This is a genomic window from Pantoea sp. Ap-967, assembly GCF_011752565.1.
GTDB lineage: Bacteria > Pseudomonadota > Gammaproteobacteria > Pseudomonadales > Pseudomonadaceae > Aquipseudomonas.
Map to the genome: position 1 here is coordinate 143,962 of NZ_VWXK01000004.1, position 19,444 is coordinate 163,405.

Genomic DNA, 19,444 nt, shown 5'->3' on the forward strand with positions numbered 1-19,444 from the left:
CCCTAGGGCCGCTGCGCGCCCCATCGCGAGCTACGCTCGCTCCTACCAGGTGGGTGGGCAGGCCGATGTAACCGAGGCATCTACCAGCGGTAGGTTGCAGTCCCCAATACCGTGCGCCCGTTACCGTAGATACAACGGGTGGCGTCGTAGCAGCCGGCCACGTACTCCTTGTCGGTCAGGTTGCTGGCATTGACCGCAAACCGCCAAGGCCCGGTTTCATAATGCACGGTCGCATCCAGCAAGGTGTACGACGGCACGTTCAGCGAGTTATCCGGTGCCCCGGGGTTACGCCCGGTGTAGCGCACACCGGCACCGAAGCCCAGGCCCTTGAGCAGCCCGTCGTGCAAGGTGTAGTCGGCCCACAGCGAGGCGAGGTTGCGCGGCGTCGGGATACTGATCGGCGTCTTGCCGTCGCTCTCGTCGTTGGCCTTGGTCACCTTCACATCCTGGTAGGTGTAGGTGGCGATCAGGTTCAGCTCATTGGACAGGCTGGCCACCCCTTCCAGCTCGATGCCACGCGCACGCACCTGGCCGGTCTGCACATCGCTGTTGGGGTGGGCCGGGTCCGGGTCGGCAGTGAGCACGTCGTTCTGGGTGATCTCGAACACCGCAGCGGTCACCGAACTGTTCGAGCCCGGCGGCTGGTACTTGATACCGGCTTCGTACTGCTTGGCTTCGGTCGGCTCGAACGGCTTGCCGTGGAAATCAGTGCCGGCGTTTGGCGTGAAACCTTCGCTGTAGCTCAGGTAGGGAGCCAGGCCGTTGTCAGCCAGGTACACCAGGCCGACCCGGCCACTGAACGCCTCATCGCGGGTGCGGGCGCGGCTTTCGGAGGCCAGGCTCCAGTCATGGGTCCGGGACCGGGCCCAGTCATAACGGCCACCCAAGGTCAGCACCCAGTGCTCGTCGAAGTGCAGCTGGTCTTGCAGGTACAGGCCGGTCTGGCGGCTGCTCTGGTGGCTGTAGCTCCAGGTGTCGGGGGTGAACTGGCTGGCATCGACCGGGCCGTAGTCGGCGCCGCCATACAGGTCCACCGGCGTGGTCAGGATGTAGGCCTGGGGGTCGGAGGTCTGCTGGCGCTGCCAGTCCACACCGATCAGCAACGTGTGGCGAACATCGCCGGTGCTGAAGTCGGCCTGGGCCTGGTTGTCCAGGGTCCAGCGGCTGTACTTGGGGTTCTCGATGCCAGCGTAGCGCAGCAGGGTGCGGTCATCGCCATCGGGCATCTGGTAGTAGGCCGTGGTGCCTACGCCGAAGACCATGTTGTCGTTCAGGTCGAGGTGGGCATAGCGCAGGTTCTGGCGCAGTTGCCAAACGTCATTCAGGCGCGTCTCGAACTCGTAGCCGAGGCTGAACTGGGTCTTCTCGTACTTGGAGAAGTGCTTGTCGCCAGTGAAGGTATCTCGGCCGATCTTGCCGTAGGCCGAGTGCGACAGCGTACCGACTGCGGGCAGGAAGTTGTCCTGGGCGTTGGAGTCGTCGGCCAGGTAGCTGCCCAGCACGGTCAGCCGGGTTTCGTCGCTCGGTTGCCAGGTAAGTGCAGCCGAGAGTGCCTGGCGCTTGTCCTCCCAGGGCGTGTCGCGAATGTTGGCTTCGTGGCCGATGGCGGTGACGCGGTAACTCCATACGCCCTCCTCGTCCAGCGCCCCGGTGCTGTCGATGCCCAACTGGCGACGGGCATCGGTGCCGTACTGCACCTGGATCTCGTGGCTGCTGACCGTGCTCGGGCGCTTGGACACCTGGTTGATTACCCCACCGGGGTCGCCCTGGCCGTACAACACACCCGCCGGCCCGCGCAGCACTTCGACACGCTCAAGCATGTACGGGTCGACCATCCAGCTGGCCAGGTTCACCGTGCTGGGCAGTTGCAGGCCGTCGAGGTAGGTGGTGGGCGAAAAGCCGCGAACCACGGTGTACCAGTCAGAACGGTTGTTGGCGCCGTAGGACGACACGCCAGGGGTATAGCGCAGGGCTTCGTTGACTGACTGCGCCCCTTGGGCCTCCATGCGCTCGCGGGTCACCACCGAAATCGATTGCGGGGTTTCGTGGATTGGCGTGTCGGTTTTGCTGGCGGTGACGCTGCGCTTGGCCACGTAGCTGCCCACCGGGCCCAGCGGGTTTTCGTCGCCCAGTGCGGAGATGGTTTGCGCCTGCAGGGTCACCACGCCCTCAGGGCCCGTGCGTACCAGGCGCCAGCTGCCGTCACTGCTGGCTTCTGCACCCAGGCCGGTATTGCCCAGCAGCGTTGCGAAACCGATATCCAGCGGATAATCACCGGACAGGCCACGGCTGTTCAGGCCGCGGGTCAGTGCAGGGTCGAAACTCAGCAGCACCCCAGCCTGGCGCGCATAGGCGTTGAGCGCGGCTTCCAGGCTACCGGCCGGGACTTCGAAGTGGTGGCTGGGGGCGGCCATTGCCACGCTGGCCAGGGGCAGGCTGGTGCCGAACAGGGCCATGCGCAGGGCATGGGCGAGCACCGTGGTGCGGGGGCGCAGGAGCGACGCCATGGGGGATTCCTTGAGGTGATGAGTGGTGATTGCAAGGAGGCCGAACCACGGTGGAAAAACTGCAAAAAAAATTTGCCTTTGTGGGCCTGATCGCTTTGCTCATTCATGGAGCAAAGTGTAACTATCTGATTTAAAAGTGATTTTGTAGGCGCGCCGCAATTCCCCGTAGGAGCGGGCTTGACCCGCGAAGCAGGCACTGCGGTGCATGGCACCGGCTACGCCGGTGTTCGCGGGGCAAGCCCGCTCCTACATACGCGGCAGGGGTCAGGCAGGCTCCAGGCTCACCCACCACCGCGTCAAGTAACGCGCCCGCACCGGCAGGCTGCGCCCTAACGCTGCCAGCGCACGTTCAGGTTCATCCAGCGGAAACACCCCGGAAATCAGCAGGTCCGCTACTGCCGGGTCACAACGCAGAACGCCACTGCGATAGCGCCCAAGCTCAGCGCACAGCTGCGCCAGGCGCCATTGGCGCACCACCAGAAAGCCTTCACGCCAGGCCAAGGCATCTCGGTCCAGCGCCTGCACGGCGAACAGCCGCTGGCGGTCGAATCGCACCTGCTCGCCCGCCTGAATCACTGCCGCCGCGTGGGCCAGTGCCCCCGGGTGTACCGCTACGGCACCCTGCTCCACCGCCAGCAATGCACTGTCGTCGGCCAGCCGCACCGAGAAACCGGTGCCCAACGCCTGCAGGCTGCCCATGGGCGTCTCGACCCAAAATGGCCGCTCGGCGGCGTGCTTGCCGGTTTGCACCATGATTTCGCCGGCCAGCAGGCGAATGCGCCGCTGCTGGCCGTCGAATACCACGTCCAGGGCAGTGCCGCTGTTCATCTGCAGCCAGCCACCGTCAGGCAAGGGCAGGCGCCGTCGCTGCCCGGTGGCGGTGCGCTGTTCAGCCAGCCATGGCGAATCGCGCAAGCCCAGGTTAGCGCCGCCGATCAGCGCCGTACCGCCAAGCAGCACGGCCAGGCCCTTGAGCACGGTACGGCGATCTCGCTGGCGCAAGGTCCGGCTCACCTGCGGCAATGGCATCCCATCCAGACGCCCGTCGAACACCGCCAGGCGCTGCCAGGCCTGTTCATGGCTGGGGTGCTCGGCACGCCAGCGCACACAGGCATCGTGCTCATCGAGCGGTGCAAGGCCCGACGCCAGGCGCACCCGCCAGTCGATGGCCTGCGCCACCACATCGGCGCCAAGGTCGGCCTGGCTCATGCGTAGAGCACCCGGTAACAATGGCCGAACGCCTGGGTCATGTACTGCTGCACCGAGCTGAGCGAAATGTCGAGTTGCTCGGCGATCTGTGGATAAGTCAGCCCGTCGAGCTGTGACAGCAGAAACGCCGCCCGCACCTTTGGCCGCAGGCCATCGAGCATGCGGTCGATCTCCATCAGGGTTTCCAGCACCAGGGCGCGCGACTCCGCCGATGGCGATTCGGCCTCAGGCAACGCCGCCAGGCTGTCGAGCCAGGCACGCTCCAGGCTCTGGCGACGAAAATGATCGACCACCAGGCCCCGGGCCACCGTTGCCAGAAACGCCCGCGGCTCGCGCACGCCCTGCAAGGTATCGCGCCCCAGCAGGCGCAGGAACGTATCCTGCGCCAGGTCCGCCGCTTGGTGTTGGCACTCCAGGCGCTTGAACAGCCAGCCGCGCAGCCAGGAATGGTGGCCACGGTAAAGCTCGCCAACCTGGGCGTTGTGGGGAGAGGACGGCATGAGACACCTCGGAGCGGGTTACGCGAGGGGGGCGTTAATGCGAAGCAGTATTATTTACGGCCACACGCATTTCAATAGCCACGCCCCTCACGTTCATTTCACAACCCGCCGATAATGCTGGGCTGGACTACGTGGTGACGCAGGATCAGTCATTTCGATAAGACCCGCCGCCAGCGCTGGCTTGAGGTAGCTCTTGCTGAAAGTGGGCCTGTGCGAGAGCCCCAGGCACTGCATCAATTCGGTTGCTTTCAACGCCCTGCCTGGTGGCAAGACGTTTAACAAACGTGCTACTTGATCGGTTACTTGATCGGTTACTTGATCGGTCGAACTGGCTTCAACGAGCGCTTGGAGCAAAGCGTTCAACATGAACTCGACGAAAGGGGTTGCCTCTGCCGCCTGATCGGCAGCCGCAAGTGCTGCATAGTACCCCTCCTGTTGCTCTCGGATGACCGTTTCCACCGGCAAGTAAGCGAGCACGCTTCGCCATTGGCTGAGCAAGAGCGTCTGCCATAGCCGCCCCATGCGCCCATTGCCATCGGCAAATGGGTGTATGAACTCGAATTCATAGTGGAACACGCAACTGACGATCAACGGGTGCCATTCGCTGTGTGCTAGCCAGCGGAGCAAGTCTTGCACCAAGGTATGCACACGATTGGCCGGTGGGGCCATGTGGAGCAAGCGGGAACCTCGATAGATGCCTACCCCACACTTGCGGAAATGCCCGGCGTCGTCCATCAAGCCGTGCATCAGCAGCGCGTGGGCAGCCAGTAGATCTGCCTGGCGCTGCGGCTGCCACGAAGGCATCGCGTCATAGGTGGTAAACGCATTGCGCACCTCCTGTATTTCGCGCGGCAGGCCCAATACTCGTTTGCCCTCCAGCAAGGCTGTCACCTGCTCGACGCTCAGCGTGTTGTTCTCAATGGCCAGCGACGCCTGGATGGTGCGAATACGGTTACCTCGACGTAGCTGAGGCGTGAGGGCATCATCCCGGTAAGCCGTCAACTGCCCCACGTACTCACTGATCTCGGCGACCAGTGCGAGCATGCGTGGCGTCACCGTCAATGGCGGCTCGTATTTACTCATTGCTGTGCTCTCTGAATCAGGGTGGACGCCGACGTTTGAGGCCACCTTAGCCACTGCGCGAACCTGGGTAAAGCAAGCCCGGCGCTTGGTTTACAAATTCCTGAACTAATTATTTTCCCCCAGCGATTTTTCCCCTCGCCAACCACCACCAGAATCGCTTCACCACAATCACAATAACCGTGAGGCCACTCCCGTGGACCAGACACTCCAGGTACGGCAGGCCGCTGCCGACCTCGTAGCCGCCTTTGCCAGCAACGACACCGCCCGCTACTTCGCCTGTTTCAGCGAAGACGCCACCTTCCTCTTCCACACCCTCGCACAACCGCTGCTGTCGCGCCGTGCCTATGAAGACCTCTGGGCACAATGGCAGGCCGATGGCTTTGCCGTGCTCGGTTGTGAATCGAGCAACGTGCAGGTGAGCCTGCAGGGCGAGCTGGCGATCTTCATGCATGACGTGGCCACCCATATCCGAATTGCCGGTGAAACACACCAGCTGGCCGAGCGCGAAACCATCGTGTTCCGCCGCCACGGCGAGCGCTGGCTGGCGTGCCACGAGCACCTGTCGGTCGTGACTGCAGCCTGATTCGAATTCAAGCGGCCTTGCCGCACTGCCATCGCACCCACAAGAAGGCCCGCGCACCGCGACGGGCCTACAACAACCGCGCTGGAGCCTCACCATGAGCCAATCGACCGGTATCGAAACCAATGGCGTCGAACAGATCCCCGACGATCAACGCGACGCCTCCCCGCTGGACCTGTTCCGCCTGATATTCGGCGGTGCCAACACCTTCGCCACCGCCGTGCTGGGCAGCTTCCCGGTGCTGTTCGGGCTGTCGTTCCAGGCGGGGGTCTGGGCGATTCTGCTCGGCGTCGGCGTGGGCGCGCTGATCCTGGCGCCAATGGGCCTGTTCGGCGCGCTCAACGGCACCAACAACGCGGTGTCGTCGGGCGCGCACTTCGGTGTGCACGGGCGCATCGTCGGCTCGTTCCTGTCGCTGCTGACCGCAGTGGCGTTCTTCTCGCTGTCGGTGTGGAGTTCCGGCGATGCCCTGGTCGGCGGCGCCAAGCGCCTGGCCGGGCTGCCGGAAACCGACCTGACCCTGGGACTGGCCTATGGCCTGTTCGCGGTGCTGGTGCTGGTGGTGTGCATCTTTGGCTTCCGCTTCATGCTGTGGGTCAACAAGATTGCCGTATGGGCCTCCAGCCTGCTGTTCCTGCTGGGCATCTTCGCCTTTGCCGGGCCATTCGACGCGGGCTTTGCCGGTAGCGTCAACCTCGGCCAGGCGGGCTTCTGGGCGGCGTTCGTCGGCGCGGCGATCCTGGCCATGAGCAACCCGGTGTCGTTTGGCGCCTTCCTCGGTGACTGGTCGCGCTACATCCCGCGGCAAACGCCGAAGGCCCGCATCATGCTGGCAGTGATCGCCGCCCAAGTGGCGACGCTGATCCCGTTCCTGTTCGGCCTGTGCACCGCCACCCTGGTGGCCAGCCAGGCGCCGGACTACATCGCCGCCAACAACTACGTCGGCGGCCTGCTGGCGGTGGCGCCAAGCTGGTTCTTCCTGCCGGTGTGCCTGATTGCCGTGATCGGCGGCATGTCCACCGGCACCACCGCGCTGTATGGCACGGGCCTGGACATGTCCAGCGTGTTCCCGCGCCTGCTCAGCCGCGCCGGGGCCACCTTGCTGATTGGCGTGCTGGCGATCGCCTTCATCTTCATTGGCCGCTTCACCTTCAACCTAGTGCAAAGCGTATCGACCTTTGCCGTGCTGATCATCACCTGCACAAGCCCCTGGATGGTGATCATGATCCTTGGCCTGATCACCCGCCGCGGCTTCTACCACGCCGATGACCTGCAAGTGTTCACCCGTGGCCAGCGCGGCGGCCACTACTGGTTCAGCCACGGCTGGAACTGGCGCGGCATGGGTGCGTGGATTCCCAGTGCGATGGTCGGCCTGTGCTTCGTCAACCTGCCGGGGCAGTTCGTTGGCCCGCTGGGCGAACTGGCCGGCGGCATCGACCTGAGCCTGCCGGTCACCCTGGGCATCGCCTGCGTGCTGTACCTGCTGCTGCTCAACCTGTTCCCTGAACCTGCTGGCGTGTACGGCCCCAAGGGCCCGCGCTGGGTGCGCTGCAAAAGCGCCCCACGCACGCCGGTAACCTCTGCCGAAATGGCCTGACTGGATACCGACCATGACCACCTCCCACTACATTGCCGGCCGCTGGGTCGAAGGCCAGGGCAGCGACTGCATCAGCGTCAACGACCCGGCCCTGGGCCTGCCCTTCGCCGAACTGATGGCCGCCAGCGTCGCCCAGGTAGACCAGGCCGTCGCGGCCGCTCGTGCCGCACTGCCTGCCTGGAAGAACGTCAGCGCCAGCGAGCGCGCAGCCGTGCTGCGTGGCTTTGCCGAACAGCTCGGTGAGCGCCGTGAAGCGCTGATCACGCTGCAGATGCGCAACAACGGCAAGCCACGCCACGAGGCCGAAATCGACCTGGACGACGCAATCGCCACCTTCGCCTACTACGCAGGCCTTGCCGAGCAATTGCCCGGCAAGAACCGCGACGTGCCGCTGGCCGCGCCGGGCTTCAGCGCCCGCACCCGGCTGGAGCCGGTGGGCGTGGTCGGCCTGATCGTGCCGTGGAATTTCCCGCTGGTGACCAGCGCCTGGAAGCTCGCCCCCGCCCTGGCCGCAGGCTGCACCGTGGTGCTCAAGCCCTCGGAGGTGACCCCACTGATCGAGCAGGCCTACGGCCAGATCGCCGATGCCCTGGGCCTGCCCGCCGGCGTGCTGAACATCGTCAACGGCAAGGCGGAAACCGGCGCCGCACTGAGCAACCACAGCGGCCTGGACAAGCTGTCGTTCACCGGCAGCAACAGCGTTGGTAGCCAGGTGATGCGCAGCGCCTCGGCGCAGTGCCGGCCGGTGACCTTGGAGCTGGGTGGCAAGTCGGCGATTGTGGTGTTCGATGATTGCGACCCGGACCAGGCGGTTGAGTGGATCGTCGCCGGCATCAGCTGGAACGCCGGGCAGATGTGCTCGGCCACCTCGCGCCTGCTGGTGCAGGACGGCATTGCCGATGTGTTGCTGCCGCGCCTGCAGGCCGCACTGGACAACCTGCGGGTCGGCAACCCGCTGACTGAAGAAGTCGACATGGGCCCGCTGACCAGCCAGGCGCAGTGGCTGAAAGTGGCCAGCTATTTCGCCACGGCGCGTGAAGAAGGCTTGCAGTGCCTGGCCGGCGGCCAGGTGCTGGAGCGTGAAGGCTGGTTCGTCAGCCCCACGCTGTACGCCGATGTGCCGAAGGAGAGCCGCCTGTGGACCGAGGAGATCTTTGGCCCGGTGCTGTGTGCACGGCGCTTTGCCACCGAGGACGAGGCGGTTGCCGAGGCCAACGACAGCCGCTTCGGGCTGGTGGCCACGGTGTGCTCTGCCGACCTTGCGCGTGCCGAACGGGTGGCCGATGCGCTGGAGGTTGGCCATGTGTGGATCAACTCGGTGCAGGCGGTGTTTGTCGAAACCTCGTGGGGTGGTACCAAGGGCAGCGGCATTGGTCGCGAGCTGGGGCCTTGGGGGTTGTCGGCTTATCAGTCGGTGAAGCATGTGACGCGATGCCTGGGGTGATGGCCTAGGGGTGTCCGCCACGCCATCTTTGGCGCCTGTGAGATCGAGCGCCGCCCGCGCGGCGCTTCGCGAGCTGCGCTCGCTCCTACGTTTGTTTCGGGCCAGTGAGTCCTGGGGGATTGGCGCGCGAACGCCTTGGCGCATGGCGCGATATCGCGTCGTACCAACAAGGCGGTCGCGCGCGCCTGCCACAGGCGTTACTGGCCAAAAACAAACGTAGGAGCGAGCGCAGCTCGCGAAGCGCCGCGCGGGCGGCGCTCGATCTGCCAGGCGCTGAAGCACTCAAGACGAATATACAGCGCCCCCGTGACTTTCCCTCCCCCACCCAAAGTCCCACTCCCTGGTACCCCCACAATCACAACACCAGGCCGGACCACCATGCACCCTCAACGCACCGCCTTGCACAACGAGTTGCACGCCCGCCCGTCGCTGTACTTCGACGGCCCGGCGCATGTCTTCCACCTGGCCCTGCTCGGCGGCGATGCAGCGTGCGCCGCGCTGCTGCAACGCTGCTGCCCGGAGCCGATCGACGCCGGAGCCGCCCAGGGCATCACCCGCCTGGACGGCCACCCGTTCAAGTGGGAACGGCACACCGAGTTCTTCACCCTGACGCTGGTGGTGCCCTGCGCCGCCGACAACATCGACTGGCAAGCACTACCGCCAGTGCTGGCCGAGGCCATCGCGCCGCAGGCTGCCCAGGTGATCAACGCGGTTCAGGTACTGGTGCGCGGCGAACAGGCGCTCGACCTGCCCCACTACGGTTTCAAGGACCCCTGCGGCTCCTGCGTCGGCGGTGGCGATGCCACGGTGTGGAGCGATTTTCGCCTGACCGAGGACGGCACCAACCGCTTCCTGTTCATCAACCGCCGCCTCAATGCCTACCGCCAGGGCCGCATGATCCGCCGCCTGCTTGAAATCGAAACCTACCGCATGATGGCCTCGCTGACCCTGGCCACGGCCAAGGCCCTGAGCCAGGAACTGGACACCTTCGACAAAACCCTGGTGCAGCTCTCGGAACGCAGCGCCGGGGGCGATGGGCATGACTCCAAGGCCCTGCTCGAAGCCATCGCCCACCTGTCGCGGCAAGTGGTCAGCCGCACGGTGAAAACCCGCCACCGCTTCGGCGCCACCCAGGCCTATGCGCAACTGGTGTTCGAGCGCCTGGGCGAACTGCGTGAAAGCCACGTGGGTGACTGCCAGCGCCTGGGGGTGTTCATCGAGCGCCGGTTCAAACCCACCGTGCGTTATTGCGCGGCGACCGAGCAGCGGCTGGAACAACTGGCGAAGAACGTCGCCAACCTGGGCGACCTGCTGCAGGCGCGGGTGCAGGTGGAGATGGAAGAGCAGAATGCCGGGATCCTGCGCAGCCTCAATGCCCGGGCCGACGCCCAGGTGAAGATCCAGCGGGCGGTGGAGGGCCTGTCGATCATTGCCATCACCTACTACCTGCTGAACCTGTTCAAGCTGCTGTATGGCGGGCTGAATGTGCTGGGGCTGGAGTTGACGGCGCGCGATGCGCTGCTGGGGATGGCGCCGCCGGTGTTGCTGGTGTTGTTGGTGATATCGCTTAGGATTAGGCAGGCTAAGCAGCATTGAGGCGCAGGGCTGCTTTGCAGCCCATTCGCGGGGCAAGCCCGCTCCTACAGGGATTTGCATTCGCTTGTAGGTGCGGGCTTGCGCCGGCTTCACACCGGCTCGCCGGCCGGGCGCGTGCCGTCCTGCAACAGCACCATGCTCTGCGGCGAAGACAAGGCAATCCCCTCATCGCGCAAGCGCCCAAGAATGGTGAACAACAGGTCGCTGCGCGTGCTCGACACCTGCCGCGGCCCGGCCACATAACCGCTCACCGCGATCACCATGCCACTGGCCGTCAGGTCCTTGAACGACACCGAACAGGCCGGCGCATCCAGAATCGCCTCGTGCTCGTGGTACGCCGCCAGCAACAGCTCGCGCACCCGGTTGGCATCGGTTTCCAGTGGCAGGGTCAGGCTGATGCCGACCACGCCCAGGGCATTGCCCATGGTCACGTTGCGCACGTTCTGCGAAATGAACTGGGAGTTGGGCACGATCACCGTCGAGCGGTCGGACATCTGGATCTCGGTGGCCCGCACGTTGATGCGGCGGATGTCACCCTCGACCCCGGCCAGGCTCACCCAGTCCCCTACCTTCACCGGGCGCTCGGTGAGCAGGATCAGGCCGGAAATGAAGTTCTGCACGATCTGCTGCAAGCCGAAACCGATACCCACCGACAACGCACTGACCACCCAGGTCAGGCTGGTCAAGTTGATGTGCAGGGTCGACATCACCATCATGGCCAGGAACAGGAAGCCCAGGTAGCCCACCAGGGTCACCAGCGAGGCACGCATGCCGGCATCCATGTCGGTTTCCGGCAGCAGGCGCTCGCTGAGCCAGCGCTTGACCACGCGGATGCCGAACAGGCCACCGAGCAGCATCGCCAGCGCAACCAGGATGTCCTGGGGCACAATGTTGAGGTTGCCCAGCAGCTTGCCACCGGTGCCGTCCCAGTCGCCCAGGCTCAGCAGCAGTTCACCGGGGCTGGTGCCCGAGGGCATCAGCGCCAGCAGCACGGCCAGGAACAGCAGCACGGTGCGGCTGATACCGACCAGAATGGTGCTGGCCTGGGCCTGGTGGCGCGGCGCCAGGCCCAGGTTCGAGGCCAGCGCCAGGCCGCCCGGCTGGCGCGGCGACAGCAGCGCCTCGCAAAGGTCGCTGAGGAAGGTGGTGAGCAGGTAGGCGCACACCGCCACCACGCTGATCCACAGCAGCTTGGCGGTGAGGAAGTAGGCCAGGGTCAGGTAACCGGCCAGCAGCGTCAGCACGATCAGCCCGACCCACACCACGCTCACGAACGGAATCAACCCGGCCCACCCGGTCGGGCGTGCCAGTTCGTACTTGCGCCGGGTGCGCCGGTAGCGCAGCAAGGCTGTGGTGAAGATCGCCGACACCACCAGGGCGGTCAGGCCATTGGTGGCCACGGTCAGCGCCAGGCTGGTGCCAATCACGCTGTTGATGCGCTCCATGGTCAGCATGACCATCAACGCCAGTGCCAGCGCCTTGGGGAACCAGCCGAGCGCGTGGGCCACTTCGTCATGGATCGGCGGCAGGCGCCAGGACGGGCGCTGCAGCATCAGCATGGCGCGGCCAAGGCCGGTGATGAAGGCGCTGAACACCACCAGGGTAAGGATATGGTTGGTCAGGCTGGCAATGTCCGAGCCCAGTTCCGCGCTGCTTTCAAGGCCCCAGCGCAGTAACGACACGGAACCGGAAATGGTGCCCAGGGTAGCCAGGCTCACGCTCAGGGCCAGGGCGCTGCGGCGCAGCCTGCCCTCTGGCAGGCGGTGCACCATGGTGCTGGCCAGCAGCCGCTCGAGCAGGCCGCGCACCACGGTCCAAACCAGTACCGCCGCTACCAGGCTGGCGATGAACAACCAGCGGTGGTCGGCGCTGAAGGCGCTGGCCACGGCATCGGCGGCCTCGCCGCGCAGATCGCCCAGGCGTTGCACATCATCGCTGGTGGGACGGATCAGGCTCTGCCAGAAGGCCGGGCTCAGCGGGGTTTGCGCACGGCTGAGGATCTGCGAGTTGAACTGGCTGCGGCGCAGGTTGACGATCTGCGTGGACAGGTCACGGGCCGACTGCATCAGCTTGGTGGCCTGGTCCTGCTGGGTGACCAGGGCCTTTTTCTCGGCATCCAGTTGCTGGCGCTGGCGGGTCAGGCTCTCGGCTTCGTCCGGCTGCACCGGGCCGAGCACTTTGAGCTTGTCGTCGAGCTTTTCCACATCGGCGCTGCGCAGGGCACTCAAGGCATCGGCCTGGCGCTGCACCTGCACGGCGGCCATGCGCAACTGCGACAGCACGTCGTCGTTGGCGCTGCTGGTCACGCCCTGGCGGATCTGGTCGAGCCGGTCGCTCAACTGCTCATAACTGGCGTTTTCGTCCAGCACGGGCATTTCGGCTGCGGCAAGGCTGGACACCGGGGTGGCCGGCGCCGACCAGGCCGGGGTAACCACCACCAGCATCAGGGCTAGAAAGCCCAGGTAAAAACGGGCAAGGCTGACACGCCTCATCGAATGTTCCTCTTTACATCGCGATCAGGCGGGGGATTCTACGCGGCTTGCGCCGTTCAGGAGAGTGCCGTTTCTCGCGCCAGCAGTTGCCGCTTGCGCTCCACGCCCCAACGGTAGCCGCTGATGTCGCCGTCACGGCGCACCACGCGGTGGCAGGGTATGGCCACCGCAATGTGATTGGCCGCACAGGCCATGGCCACCGCACGCACGGCCTTGGGCGCGCCAATGCGCTCGGCGATGTCGGTGTAGCTGACCCGGCTGCCCACCGGCACTTCGCGCAGGGCCTGCCACACTCGCTCCTGGAAGGCGGTGCCTTGAACGTCCAGCGGCAAGTCCAGGCCCAGGGCCGGCGCCTCGACAAACCCCACCACTTCGGCAACGACGCGCTCATAGTCGGCATCGCCGCCGATCAGCCGGGCACTGGGGAACTGGTCTTGCAGTTGCTCCAGCAGCGGTTCGGGCTCGTCGCCCAACAGGATCGCGCAAATGCCTTTCTGGCTCTGGGCCACCAGGATGGCGCCCAGCGAGCACTGGGCAAGGGCGAAATGAATGGTCGCCCCCGCCCCACCGGCCCGGTATTCACGCGGGCGCATGCCCAGGCGTTGTTCGGCGCTTTCGTAAAAGCGGCTGTTGGAGTTGTAGCCGGCGTCGAAGATGGCATCGGTCACCGAGCCTGCATCGCCCAGGCGCTCACGCAGGCGCCGGGCACGGAAGGCGCTGGCGTAGGCCTTGGGGGTCAGGCCGGTTTCGGCCTTGAACAGGCGGTGCAGGTGGAACGGGCTGACGGCCAGTTGCGCACCGAGCTGGTCGAGGCTGGGTGGGGTTTCGGCGCTCTCCAGCAAACGGCAGGCGCGGGCGACCAGCGTGGAGCGGCGGCTTTCGTCGGGTTTGCCCTGGCAGCGGCGGCAGGCGCGGTAACCGGCGGCTTCGGCGCTGGCGGCATCGTTGAAGAATTCGACGTTTTCGCGCTTGGCCATGCGTGATTTGCAGCCGGGGTGGCAGTAGATGCCGGTGGTGCGAACGGCGTAGACGAAGTGGCCGGCGGCGCGAGTGTCGCGCGATTCCACGGCTTGCCAGCGTTGGTTGTCAGTGGTGAAAGCATTCATGGTGGTTTACCTCAACGCGTGTTTTGCCTGTTGCGGCCCTTTCGCGGGCAAGCCCGCTCCCACAGAGTCGGCGCAAGGCTTCGGCCCTGAGAGGGTCCTGTGGGAGCGGGCTTGCCCGCGAAAGGGCCGGCAATGCCGATGCATCAACATCAGGCCCGCCACAAGTACCAGGCAGCCACGGTCCGATAAGGGCTCCAAGCGCCCCCAAGCGAGCGCATCTGCGCCGGTGTCGGCGCCTTGTCCAACCCCTTGAGCCGGCGATACCCCTCGCGCACGCCAAAATCGTCCACCGGCAGGATATCCGCTCGCTCAAGGCTATAGATCAGCAACATCTCCACGGTCCAACGCCCAACCCCACGCAGCGCCACCAACCGCTGAATCAACACCTCATCGGCCAACCCCAGCGCCGCCTCACGGCTGGGCACCACCCCGTCCATCGCCGCCTGGGCGATGCCGTGCACCGTCGCCAGCTTGCTCGCGGAAAACCCGCACCCACGCATCACCTCGGGCGTCACCGCCAGCAACTGCGCAGGCGTCGGAAACGCCTGCTCAGGAAACAGCGCCAGCAACCGCCCCAGAATCGCCTCGGCGGCCCGCGCATGCAGCTGCTGGTAGGCAATCGCCCGTACCAGCGCCTCATACGGCTCGCGCCCAGGCGTCGTGCGGTGCAGACAGGGCCCGGTCAGCGCGATGTGCCGGGCCCAGTCCGGGTCCAGTGCAGCCAGGTAATCGCGGGCATCGCGGTAGGCGTCAGGCGCAAGTTCGGCAGGGCTCATCAAGGACTCCAGTGCATTCAGGGCAGGTCCAGCTTAGCGCAGCCGTTCATCGGACAAACCCCGGATCTTGCGCAGCTAATTTCTGGTATGCCATTGCCCCCTACCCGCGTCCCCGCCTAGAATTGAGAACCATTCACAAAAACGCACGCTCCAGGGGCCAGGCCTTCGCTACGATGCAGATCAACGACACGCTCAAGCCAACCGAGGTCGCCCTGCTTTATCAGTCTCACCACGCCTGGCTGCGCGGCTGGTTGGGCAGCCGGGTCGGCTGCCAGGAGCACGCCGCAGACCTTGCCCAGGACACCTTCGTGCGCCTGTTGCGGGCGCGCCAGGCATCACCGCTGAGAGAGCCACGCGCCTACCTCAGCAGCATTGCCCGCGGCCTGATGATCGACCAGTTCCGCCGTCGCGCCCTGGAGCGCGCCTATCAGGAAAGCCTGGCCCTGCTGCCCGAGGGCGAAGCGCCCAGCGAAGAACACCGGCTGGTCATTCTCGATACCCTGGAACGCCTGGACCGTGCCCTGCACCAGCTCAAACCCCGAGTGCGCCAGGCCTTCCTGCTGGCCCAGCTCGACGGCCTGAGCCTTGCGCAGATCGCCCTGCGCCTGGAGGTGTCCCGCGCCACCGTCGAACGCGACCTGGCCAAGGCCCTGGGCGTTTGCTACCGGTTGCGCTATGCCGAGTGCTGAGCGCGCCCCAGCGCAGGCCCAGGTCGACCAGGCCATCGAATGGCTGGTCAAGCTGCGTTTCGATACCCCAAGCCCGTGCACGGAGCAACAGTTCCAGCAGTGGCTGGCCAGCCACCCGCAGAATATCCAGGCCTGGAAAAGGGTCAGCGAACTGCGCGACGAACTGGCGGTGCTGCCCAGTGAACTCAGCCGGCGCACCCTCGACGCCAGCCAGCGCCAGCGCATCAGCCGCCGCGACCAGCTCAAGCTTTTGGCCGTGCTCGCCGTCGGCGGTGGCCTCGGCTGGGCGTCCCGCGAGCCCCTGGGCCTGTCGGCACTGATTGCCGACAGCAGCACCGGCACCGGGGAACGGCGCCAGCTGCAGGGCAGCGATGGCAGCCGCCTGCAACTCAACACCGCCAGCGCCATCGACCTGCATTTCAGCAGCGAGCAGCGTGAGCTGACGCTGATTCGCGGTGAAATCAGCCTGGACAGCAACGCCGACGACAACCGGCCGTTTCGCATCAACACCCGGGTTGGCGAACTCGATACCCGCAACGGCCAGGTGCTGCTTCGTGAGAACGACAAAGGCCTGCTGCTGGCCGTGCGCCGTGGTGAAGTGACGCTGTTTCCCTTTTCCCCCTCGGCGCGCCTGGTACAGGCCGGCGAGGTGTTGCAGGTGTCGCCAGGGGGGCGTTATGCGAGCGCCAGCCTGCATGGCGACCCGTGGGGGTGGACCGACGGCGTGCTCAGCGTTCAGCAGATGCCACTGGGCGAGTTCGTTGCCGAATTGGCGCGCTACCGCCCGGGGTTGCTGCGCTGCGCGCCGGAGGTGGCCGGGTTGAAGGTGTCCGGCACCTATCAGCTGGGGGACACTGAGCAGATACTGCACCTGTTGAGCCATAGCCTGCCGGTGCGGATCGACTACCGCACGCGGTACTGGGTAAACATCGGCGCGGCCTGACAGCGTGTTTTCCTGTGGTGGCCTCTTCGCGGGGCAAGCCCGCTCCTACGTCGAGATCACATTCCCTCTGTAGGAGCGGGCTTGCCCCGCGAAGAGGCCACCACCGGCAACCACCAAGCTTCAGTCCGCAACCGCCCGCAATTTCCCCACCCGCCGATACGACTGGCGGGCAAAGCACACGAACAGCCCTGCCATCACCGCCAGCGCCATCGGCAAACCATGGGGCGCCACATCCATCGCCGCGCCACTGACCAACGGCCCGATCAGGCTGCCCACGCCCCACAGCAAGCCGACGCTGGCATTGGCCGTGACCAGGTCCTGGCCTTTGAAGCGTTGCCCGATCAGCACCAATGCCAGGGTGTAGATCCCCCCCGCCACCGCGCCCAGCAGCACCAGCATCGGCCACAGCAACCCAGGCATCTGCAGCAACCACGGCAAGGCGATGCCTATGGCCATCGCCACCAACCCGCACACCAGGTGCAGCCCGGTACGTTCGACCCGGTCGGCCAGCCAGCCCAGCGGCAGCTGGAACACCATGTCACCGGCGAACACCACGGTCACCATCAGCGCCGCCACCGCCACCGCGTAGCCATGGCTGCTGGCGTACACCGGCAGCAGCGACAGCACCACGGCATCGAAGAACGAGAAGAACAGCACCGCCACGCACAGCGCCGGGGCTACGCGGAAGAAGCCAGCCAGGCCAAAGCTCTTTTCGCCCTCATCGCCATGCTCGACATGGTCGTTGGGCACGGTCAGCAGGATGCACAGCAAGGCCAGGCCGTAGCAGCAGGTAACCACGCCGATGATCCACGGGCTGTCTGCGCCAAGCAGCGCCAGCAGGGCCGGGCCAAGCACCTGGAATCCGGTGAAGCTGGTGGCGTACAGGGCCATGATCTTGCCGCGGTTGTGGTCCGGGCACAGCTCGTTGACCCACGACTCGCCAAGGATGATCGCGATGCCCATGCCGATACCCAGCCCCAGGCGCAGTACCGCCAACAGCCACAACGAATCGAAGGCAGCGTCGAGCAAGGCAACGCTCACCGTGCACAGGCTGAAGCTCAACAGGTAGATGGTGCGCCGGGTCAGGTGCCGGCAACAGGCGTCGACCAGGAACGCCGAAAGCATCATGCCCGCGGCGGGAATGGCCGAAATAACGCCGATTTCCAGGGTGCCGGCCCCCGCCTCGTGCAGGCGCAACGACACCAGCGGCAGGCTGGCCCCCAGGCTGAAGCCCACCACCGACACGGCGAACAGAAGGCCCGCCAGCAAACGCATGTTCATGTACCACTCCAGGTAAAAAACTGAAAAGACGCGAAAATACAGGCGCCCACGCGCACGCCATCAGGGCGGGCAACGCTGGGGCACGAAGGTCAGTTCAGGGCTGGTGTGGCGAGAAGGTGAAGGCGAACAGCACGCTGCGCCGGCGCTTGAGCACCGTATCGCTCGGCCACGCACGACGCATGGCCTGGAGGGCAGGCTGGCGGGTGTGTGGGAGGGATTGGCTACGGCGCATTGCTCTGGCTACTACGCAGGAGTTGGAAAGAGAGGCGGCACTCTAGGCCACCACAGGATCAGTCGTCAATTGCCCTGGGGCCTCTGCGAGGCCCATTCGCGGGGCAAGCCCGCTCCTACAGCGAATGGGCTGCAAGGCAGCCCCCCGCGATCTCAACGCTTACCGGTATTTGGCAGAAACACCGCCAACATCCCGAACAGCGGCAGGAACGAGCACAGGCCATACACGTACTCGATCCCGCGCAAGTCCGCTACATACCCCAGCAGCGCCGCGCCAATGCCGCCAAAACCGAACATCAGCCCGAAGAACACCCCGGCGATCATGCCGACGCTGCCCGGCACCAGTTCCTGGGCATACACCACGATGGCGGAAAACGCCGAGGCCAGGATAAAGCCGATCACCACGCTGAGCACGGTGGTCCAGAACAGGTCGGCATAGGGCAACGCCAGGGTGAACGGCGCGACACCCAGGATCGAGAACCAGATCACCGCCTTGCGCCCGATGCGATCACCGATCGGCCCGCCGAAGAAGGTACCGGCCGCCACCGCACCGAGGAACAGGAACAGGTGCAGCTGGGAACTGGCCACCGACAGGCCGAACTTCTCGATCAGGTAGAAGGTGAAGTAGCTGGTGAAGCTGGCCATGTAGAAGTACTTGGAAAACACCAGCAGGCCCAGCACCACCAGCGCCGCGATCACCCGCTGGCGCGAGATGCCATGGGTGGCCTGAACCGCCTTGCGCGCCTTGGCCTGGTTGAGGTGGGCCTTGTACCAGCGGCGCAGCAGCAGGGTTACGCCGAAGAAGAACAGCGCGGCCAGGCCGAACCAGGCCACGTGGGTCTGGCCGAACGGGATGACGATGGCCGCCGCCAGCAGCGGGCCGAAGGCGGAACCGGCGTTACCGCCAACCTGGAAGGTCGACTGGGCCAGGCCGAAGCGCCCCCCCGAGGCCAGGCGAGCAATACGCGAGGTTTCCGGGTGGAAGGTCGACGAGCCGATGCCCACCAGCGCCGAGGCCAGCAGAATCATCGGGAAACTGCCGACGAAGGCCAGCATGACGATGCCCACCAGGGTACACAGGGTGCCCAGCGGCAGCAGGTTCGGCGTTGGCCGGCGGTCGGTGAAGAAACCGACCCAGGGCTGCAGCAGCGAGGCGGTGATCTGGAAGGTCAGGGTAATCAGGCCGACCTGGGCGAAGCTCAGGTCGTAATTGGCCTTGAGCATCGGGTAGATCGCCGGCAGCACCGACTGGATAAGGTCGTTGATCAGGTGCGCCAGGGCGCAGAAGGTGATGATGCGCATCACCAGCGGGTTGGCCTGGCTGGCCGCCGAGGGGCTGGTGGTGGGGGTGCTGCTGATGGCCATGAACTTGAATCCCGTCCGCAGGTTTGGGATCCGATTATCAGGAAA

16 protein-coding genes are annotated in these 19,444 nt (G+C 65.5%); 6 read left to right on the top strand and 10 right to left on the bottom strand.

Features of this window, described 5'->3' with window-relative positions; genetic code table 11:
- Positions 1-80: 80 nt before the first annotated feature.
- The 4 genes from F3J45_RS06330 to F3J45_RS06345 all read right to left on the bottom strand — a co-directional run bounded on the left by F3J45_RS06330 (position 81) and on the right by F3J45_RS06345 (position 5,299).
- The gene (locus F3J45_RS06330) at positions 81-2,507 is read right to left on the bottom strand and encodes a TonB-dependent siderophore receptor (protein ID WP_167059016.1); all 2,427 of its coding nucleotides are present in this window, start codon (positions 2,505-2,507) and stop codon (positions 81-83) included.
- A gap of 264 nt (positions 2,508-2,771) precedes the next feature.
- A complete protein-coding gene (locus tag F3J45_RS06335; protein ID WP_167059021.1) occupies positions 2,772-3,716 on the bottom strand; it encodes a FecR domain-containing protein in 945 nt (314 codons plus the stop codon).
- Positions 3,713-4,216, bottom strand: a complete 504-nt coding sequence (locus F3J45_RS06340; RefSeq protein WP_167059025.1) for a sigma-70 family RNA polymerase sigma factor — start codon at positions 4,214-4,216, stop codon at positions 3,713-3,715. Before F3J45_RS06340 ends, F3J45_RS06335 begins: the two co-directional genes overlap by 4 nt.
- A gap of 93 nt (positions 4,217-4,309) precedes the next feature.
- Positions 4,310-5,299: a Fic family protein gene (locus F3J45_RS06345; RefSeq protein WP_167059028.1), complete on the bottom strand. Its 990-nt coding sequence runs from the start codon at positions 5,297-5,299 to the stop codon at positions 4,310-4,312.
- Positions 5,300-5,492: 193 nt separating this feature from the next.
- Here F3J45_RS06345 and F3J45_RS06350 point away from each other — a divergent pair, with 193 nt between their 5' ends.
- The 4 genes from F3J45_RS06350 to F3J45_RS06365 all read left to right on the top strand — a co-directional run bounded on the left by F3J45_RS06350 (position 5,493) and on the right by F3J45_RS06365 (position 10,516).
- Positions 5,493-5,882, top strand: coding sequence for a nuclear transport factor 2 family protein (locus F3J45_RS06350; protein ID WP_167059032.1), 390 nt, complete (start codon positions 5,493-5,495; stop codon positions 5,880-5,882).
- A gap of 94 nt (positions 5,883-5,976) precedes the next feature.
- Positions 5,977-7,476, top strand: a complete 1,500-nt coding sequence (locus F3J45_RS06355) for a cytosine permease (protein ID WP_167059035.1) — start codon at positions 5,977-5,979, stop codon at positions 7,474-7,476.
- A gap of 13 nt (positions 7,477-7,489) precedes the next feature.
- The gene (locus F3J45_RS06360; RefSeq protein WP_167059038.1) at positions 7,490-8,920 is read left to right on the top strand and encodes an aldehyde dehydrogenase family protein; all 1,431 of its coding nucleotides are present in this window, start codon (positions 7,490-7,492) and stop codon (positions 8,918-8,920) included.
- A 378-nt stretch (positions 8,921-9,298) separates the two neighbouring features.
- Positions 9,299-10,516: a DUF3422 domain-containing protein gene (locus tag F3J45_RS06365; protein ID WP_167059041.1), complete on the top strand. Its 1,218-nt coding sequence runs from the start codon at positions 9,299-9,301 to the stop codon at positions 10,514-10,516.
- 89 nt (positions 10,517-10,605) lie between these two features.
- Here the strand turns inward: F3J45_RS06365 and F3J45_RS06370 are convergent, their stop codons facing one another.
- The 3 genes from F3J45_RS06370 to F3J45_RS06380 form a co-directional block, all read right to left on the bottom strand.
- Positions 10,606-13,008 (bottom strand): DUF3772 domain-containing protein, encoded by a 2,403-nt coding sequence (locus tag F3J45_RS06370; RefSeq protein ID WP_167059044.1) that lies wholly within the window; start codon positions 13,006-13,008, stop codon positions 10,606-10,608.
- 56 nt (positions 13,009-13,064) lie between these two features.
- Complete coding sequence (gene ada, locus F3J45_RS06375) at positions 13,065-14,114, bottom strand: bifunctional DNA-binding transcriptional regulator/O6-methylguanine-DNA methyltransferase Ada (protein WP_167059050.1); 1,050 nt, start codon at positions 14,112-14,114, stop codon at positions 13,065-13,067.
- A gap of 149 nt (positions 14,115-14,263) precedes the next feature.
- On the bottom strand, positions 14,264-14,890 hold the full coding sequence (locus F3J45_RS06380) for a DNA-3-methyladenine glycosylase (RefSeq protein ID WP_167059054.1): 627 nt from the start codon (positions 14,888-14,890) through the stop codon (positions 14,264-14,266).
- A 173-nt stretch (positions 14,891-15,063) separates the two neighbouring features.
- Here F3J45_RS06380 and F3J45_RS06385 point away from each other — a divergent pair, with 173 nt between their 5' ends.
- A complete protein-coding gene (locus F3J45_RS06385; protein ID WP_167059058.1) occupies positions 15,064-15,579 on the top strand; it encodes a sigma-70 family RNA polymerase sigma factor in 516 nt (171 codons plus the stop codon).
- A complete protein-coding gene (locus F3J45_RS06390) occupies positions 15,566-16,522 on the top strand; it encodes a FecR domain-containing protein (protein WP_167059061.1) in 957 nt (318 codons plus the stop codon). The genes F3J45_RS06385 and F3J45_RS06390 overlap by 14 nt, the downstream gene beginning before the upstream one ends.
- 120 nt (positions 16,523-16,642) lie before the next feature.
- Here the strand turns inward: F3J45_RS06390 and F3J45_RS06395 are convergent, their stop codons facing one another.
- The 3 genes from F3J45_RS06395 to F3J45_RS06405 all read right to left on the bottom strand — a co-directional run bounded on the left by F3J45_RS06395 (position 16,643) and on the right by F3J45_RS06405 (position 19,399).
- Complete coding sequence (locus F3J45_RS06395) at positions 16,643-17,803, bottom strand: MFS transporter (RefSeq protein WP_167059064.1); 1,161 nt, start codon at positions 17,801-17,803, stop codon at positions 16,643-16,645.
- Between the two features lie 94 nt (positions 17,804-17,897).
- Complete coding sequence (locus F3J45_RS06400) at positions 17,898-18,035, bottom strand: hypothetical protein (protein ID WP_167059066.1); 138 nt, start codon at positions 18,033-18,035, stop codon at positions 17,898-17,900.
- Positions 18,036-18,187: 152 nt separating this feature from the next.
- Positions 18,188-19,399 (bottom strand): MFS transporter, encoded by a 1,212-nt coding sequence (locus tag F3J45_RS06405; RefSeq protein WP_167059068.1) that lies wholly within the window; start codon positions 19,397-19,399, stop codon positions 18,188-18,190.
- Between the last annotated feature and the right edge of the window lie 45 nt (positions 19,400-19,444).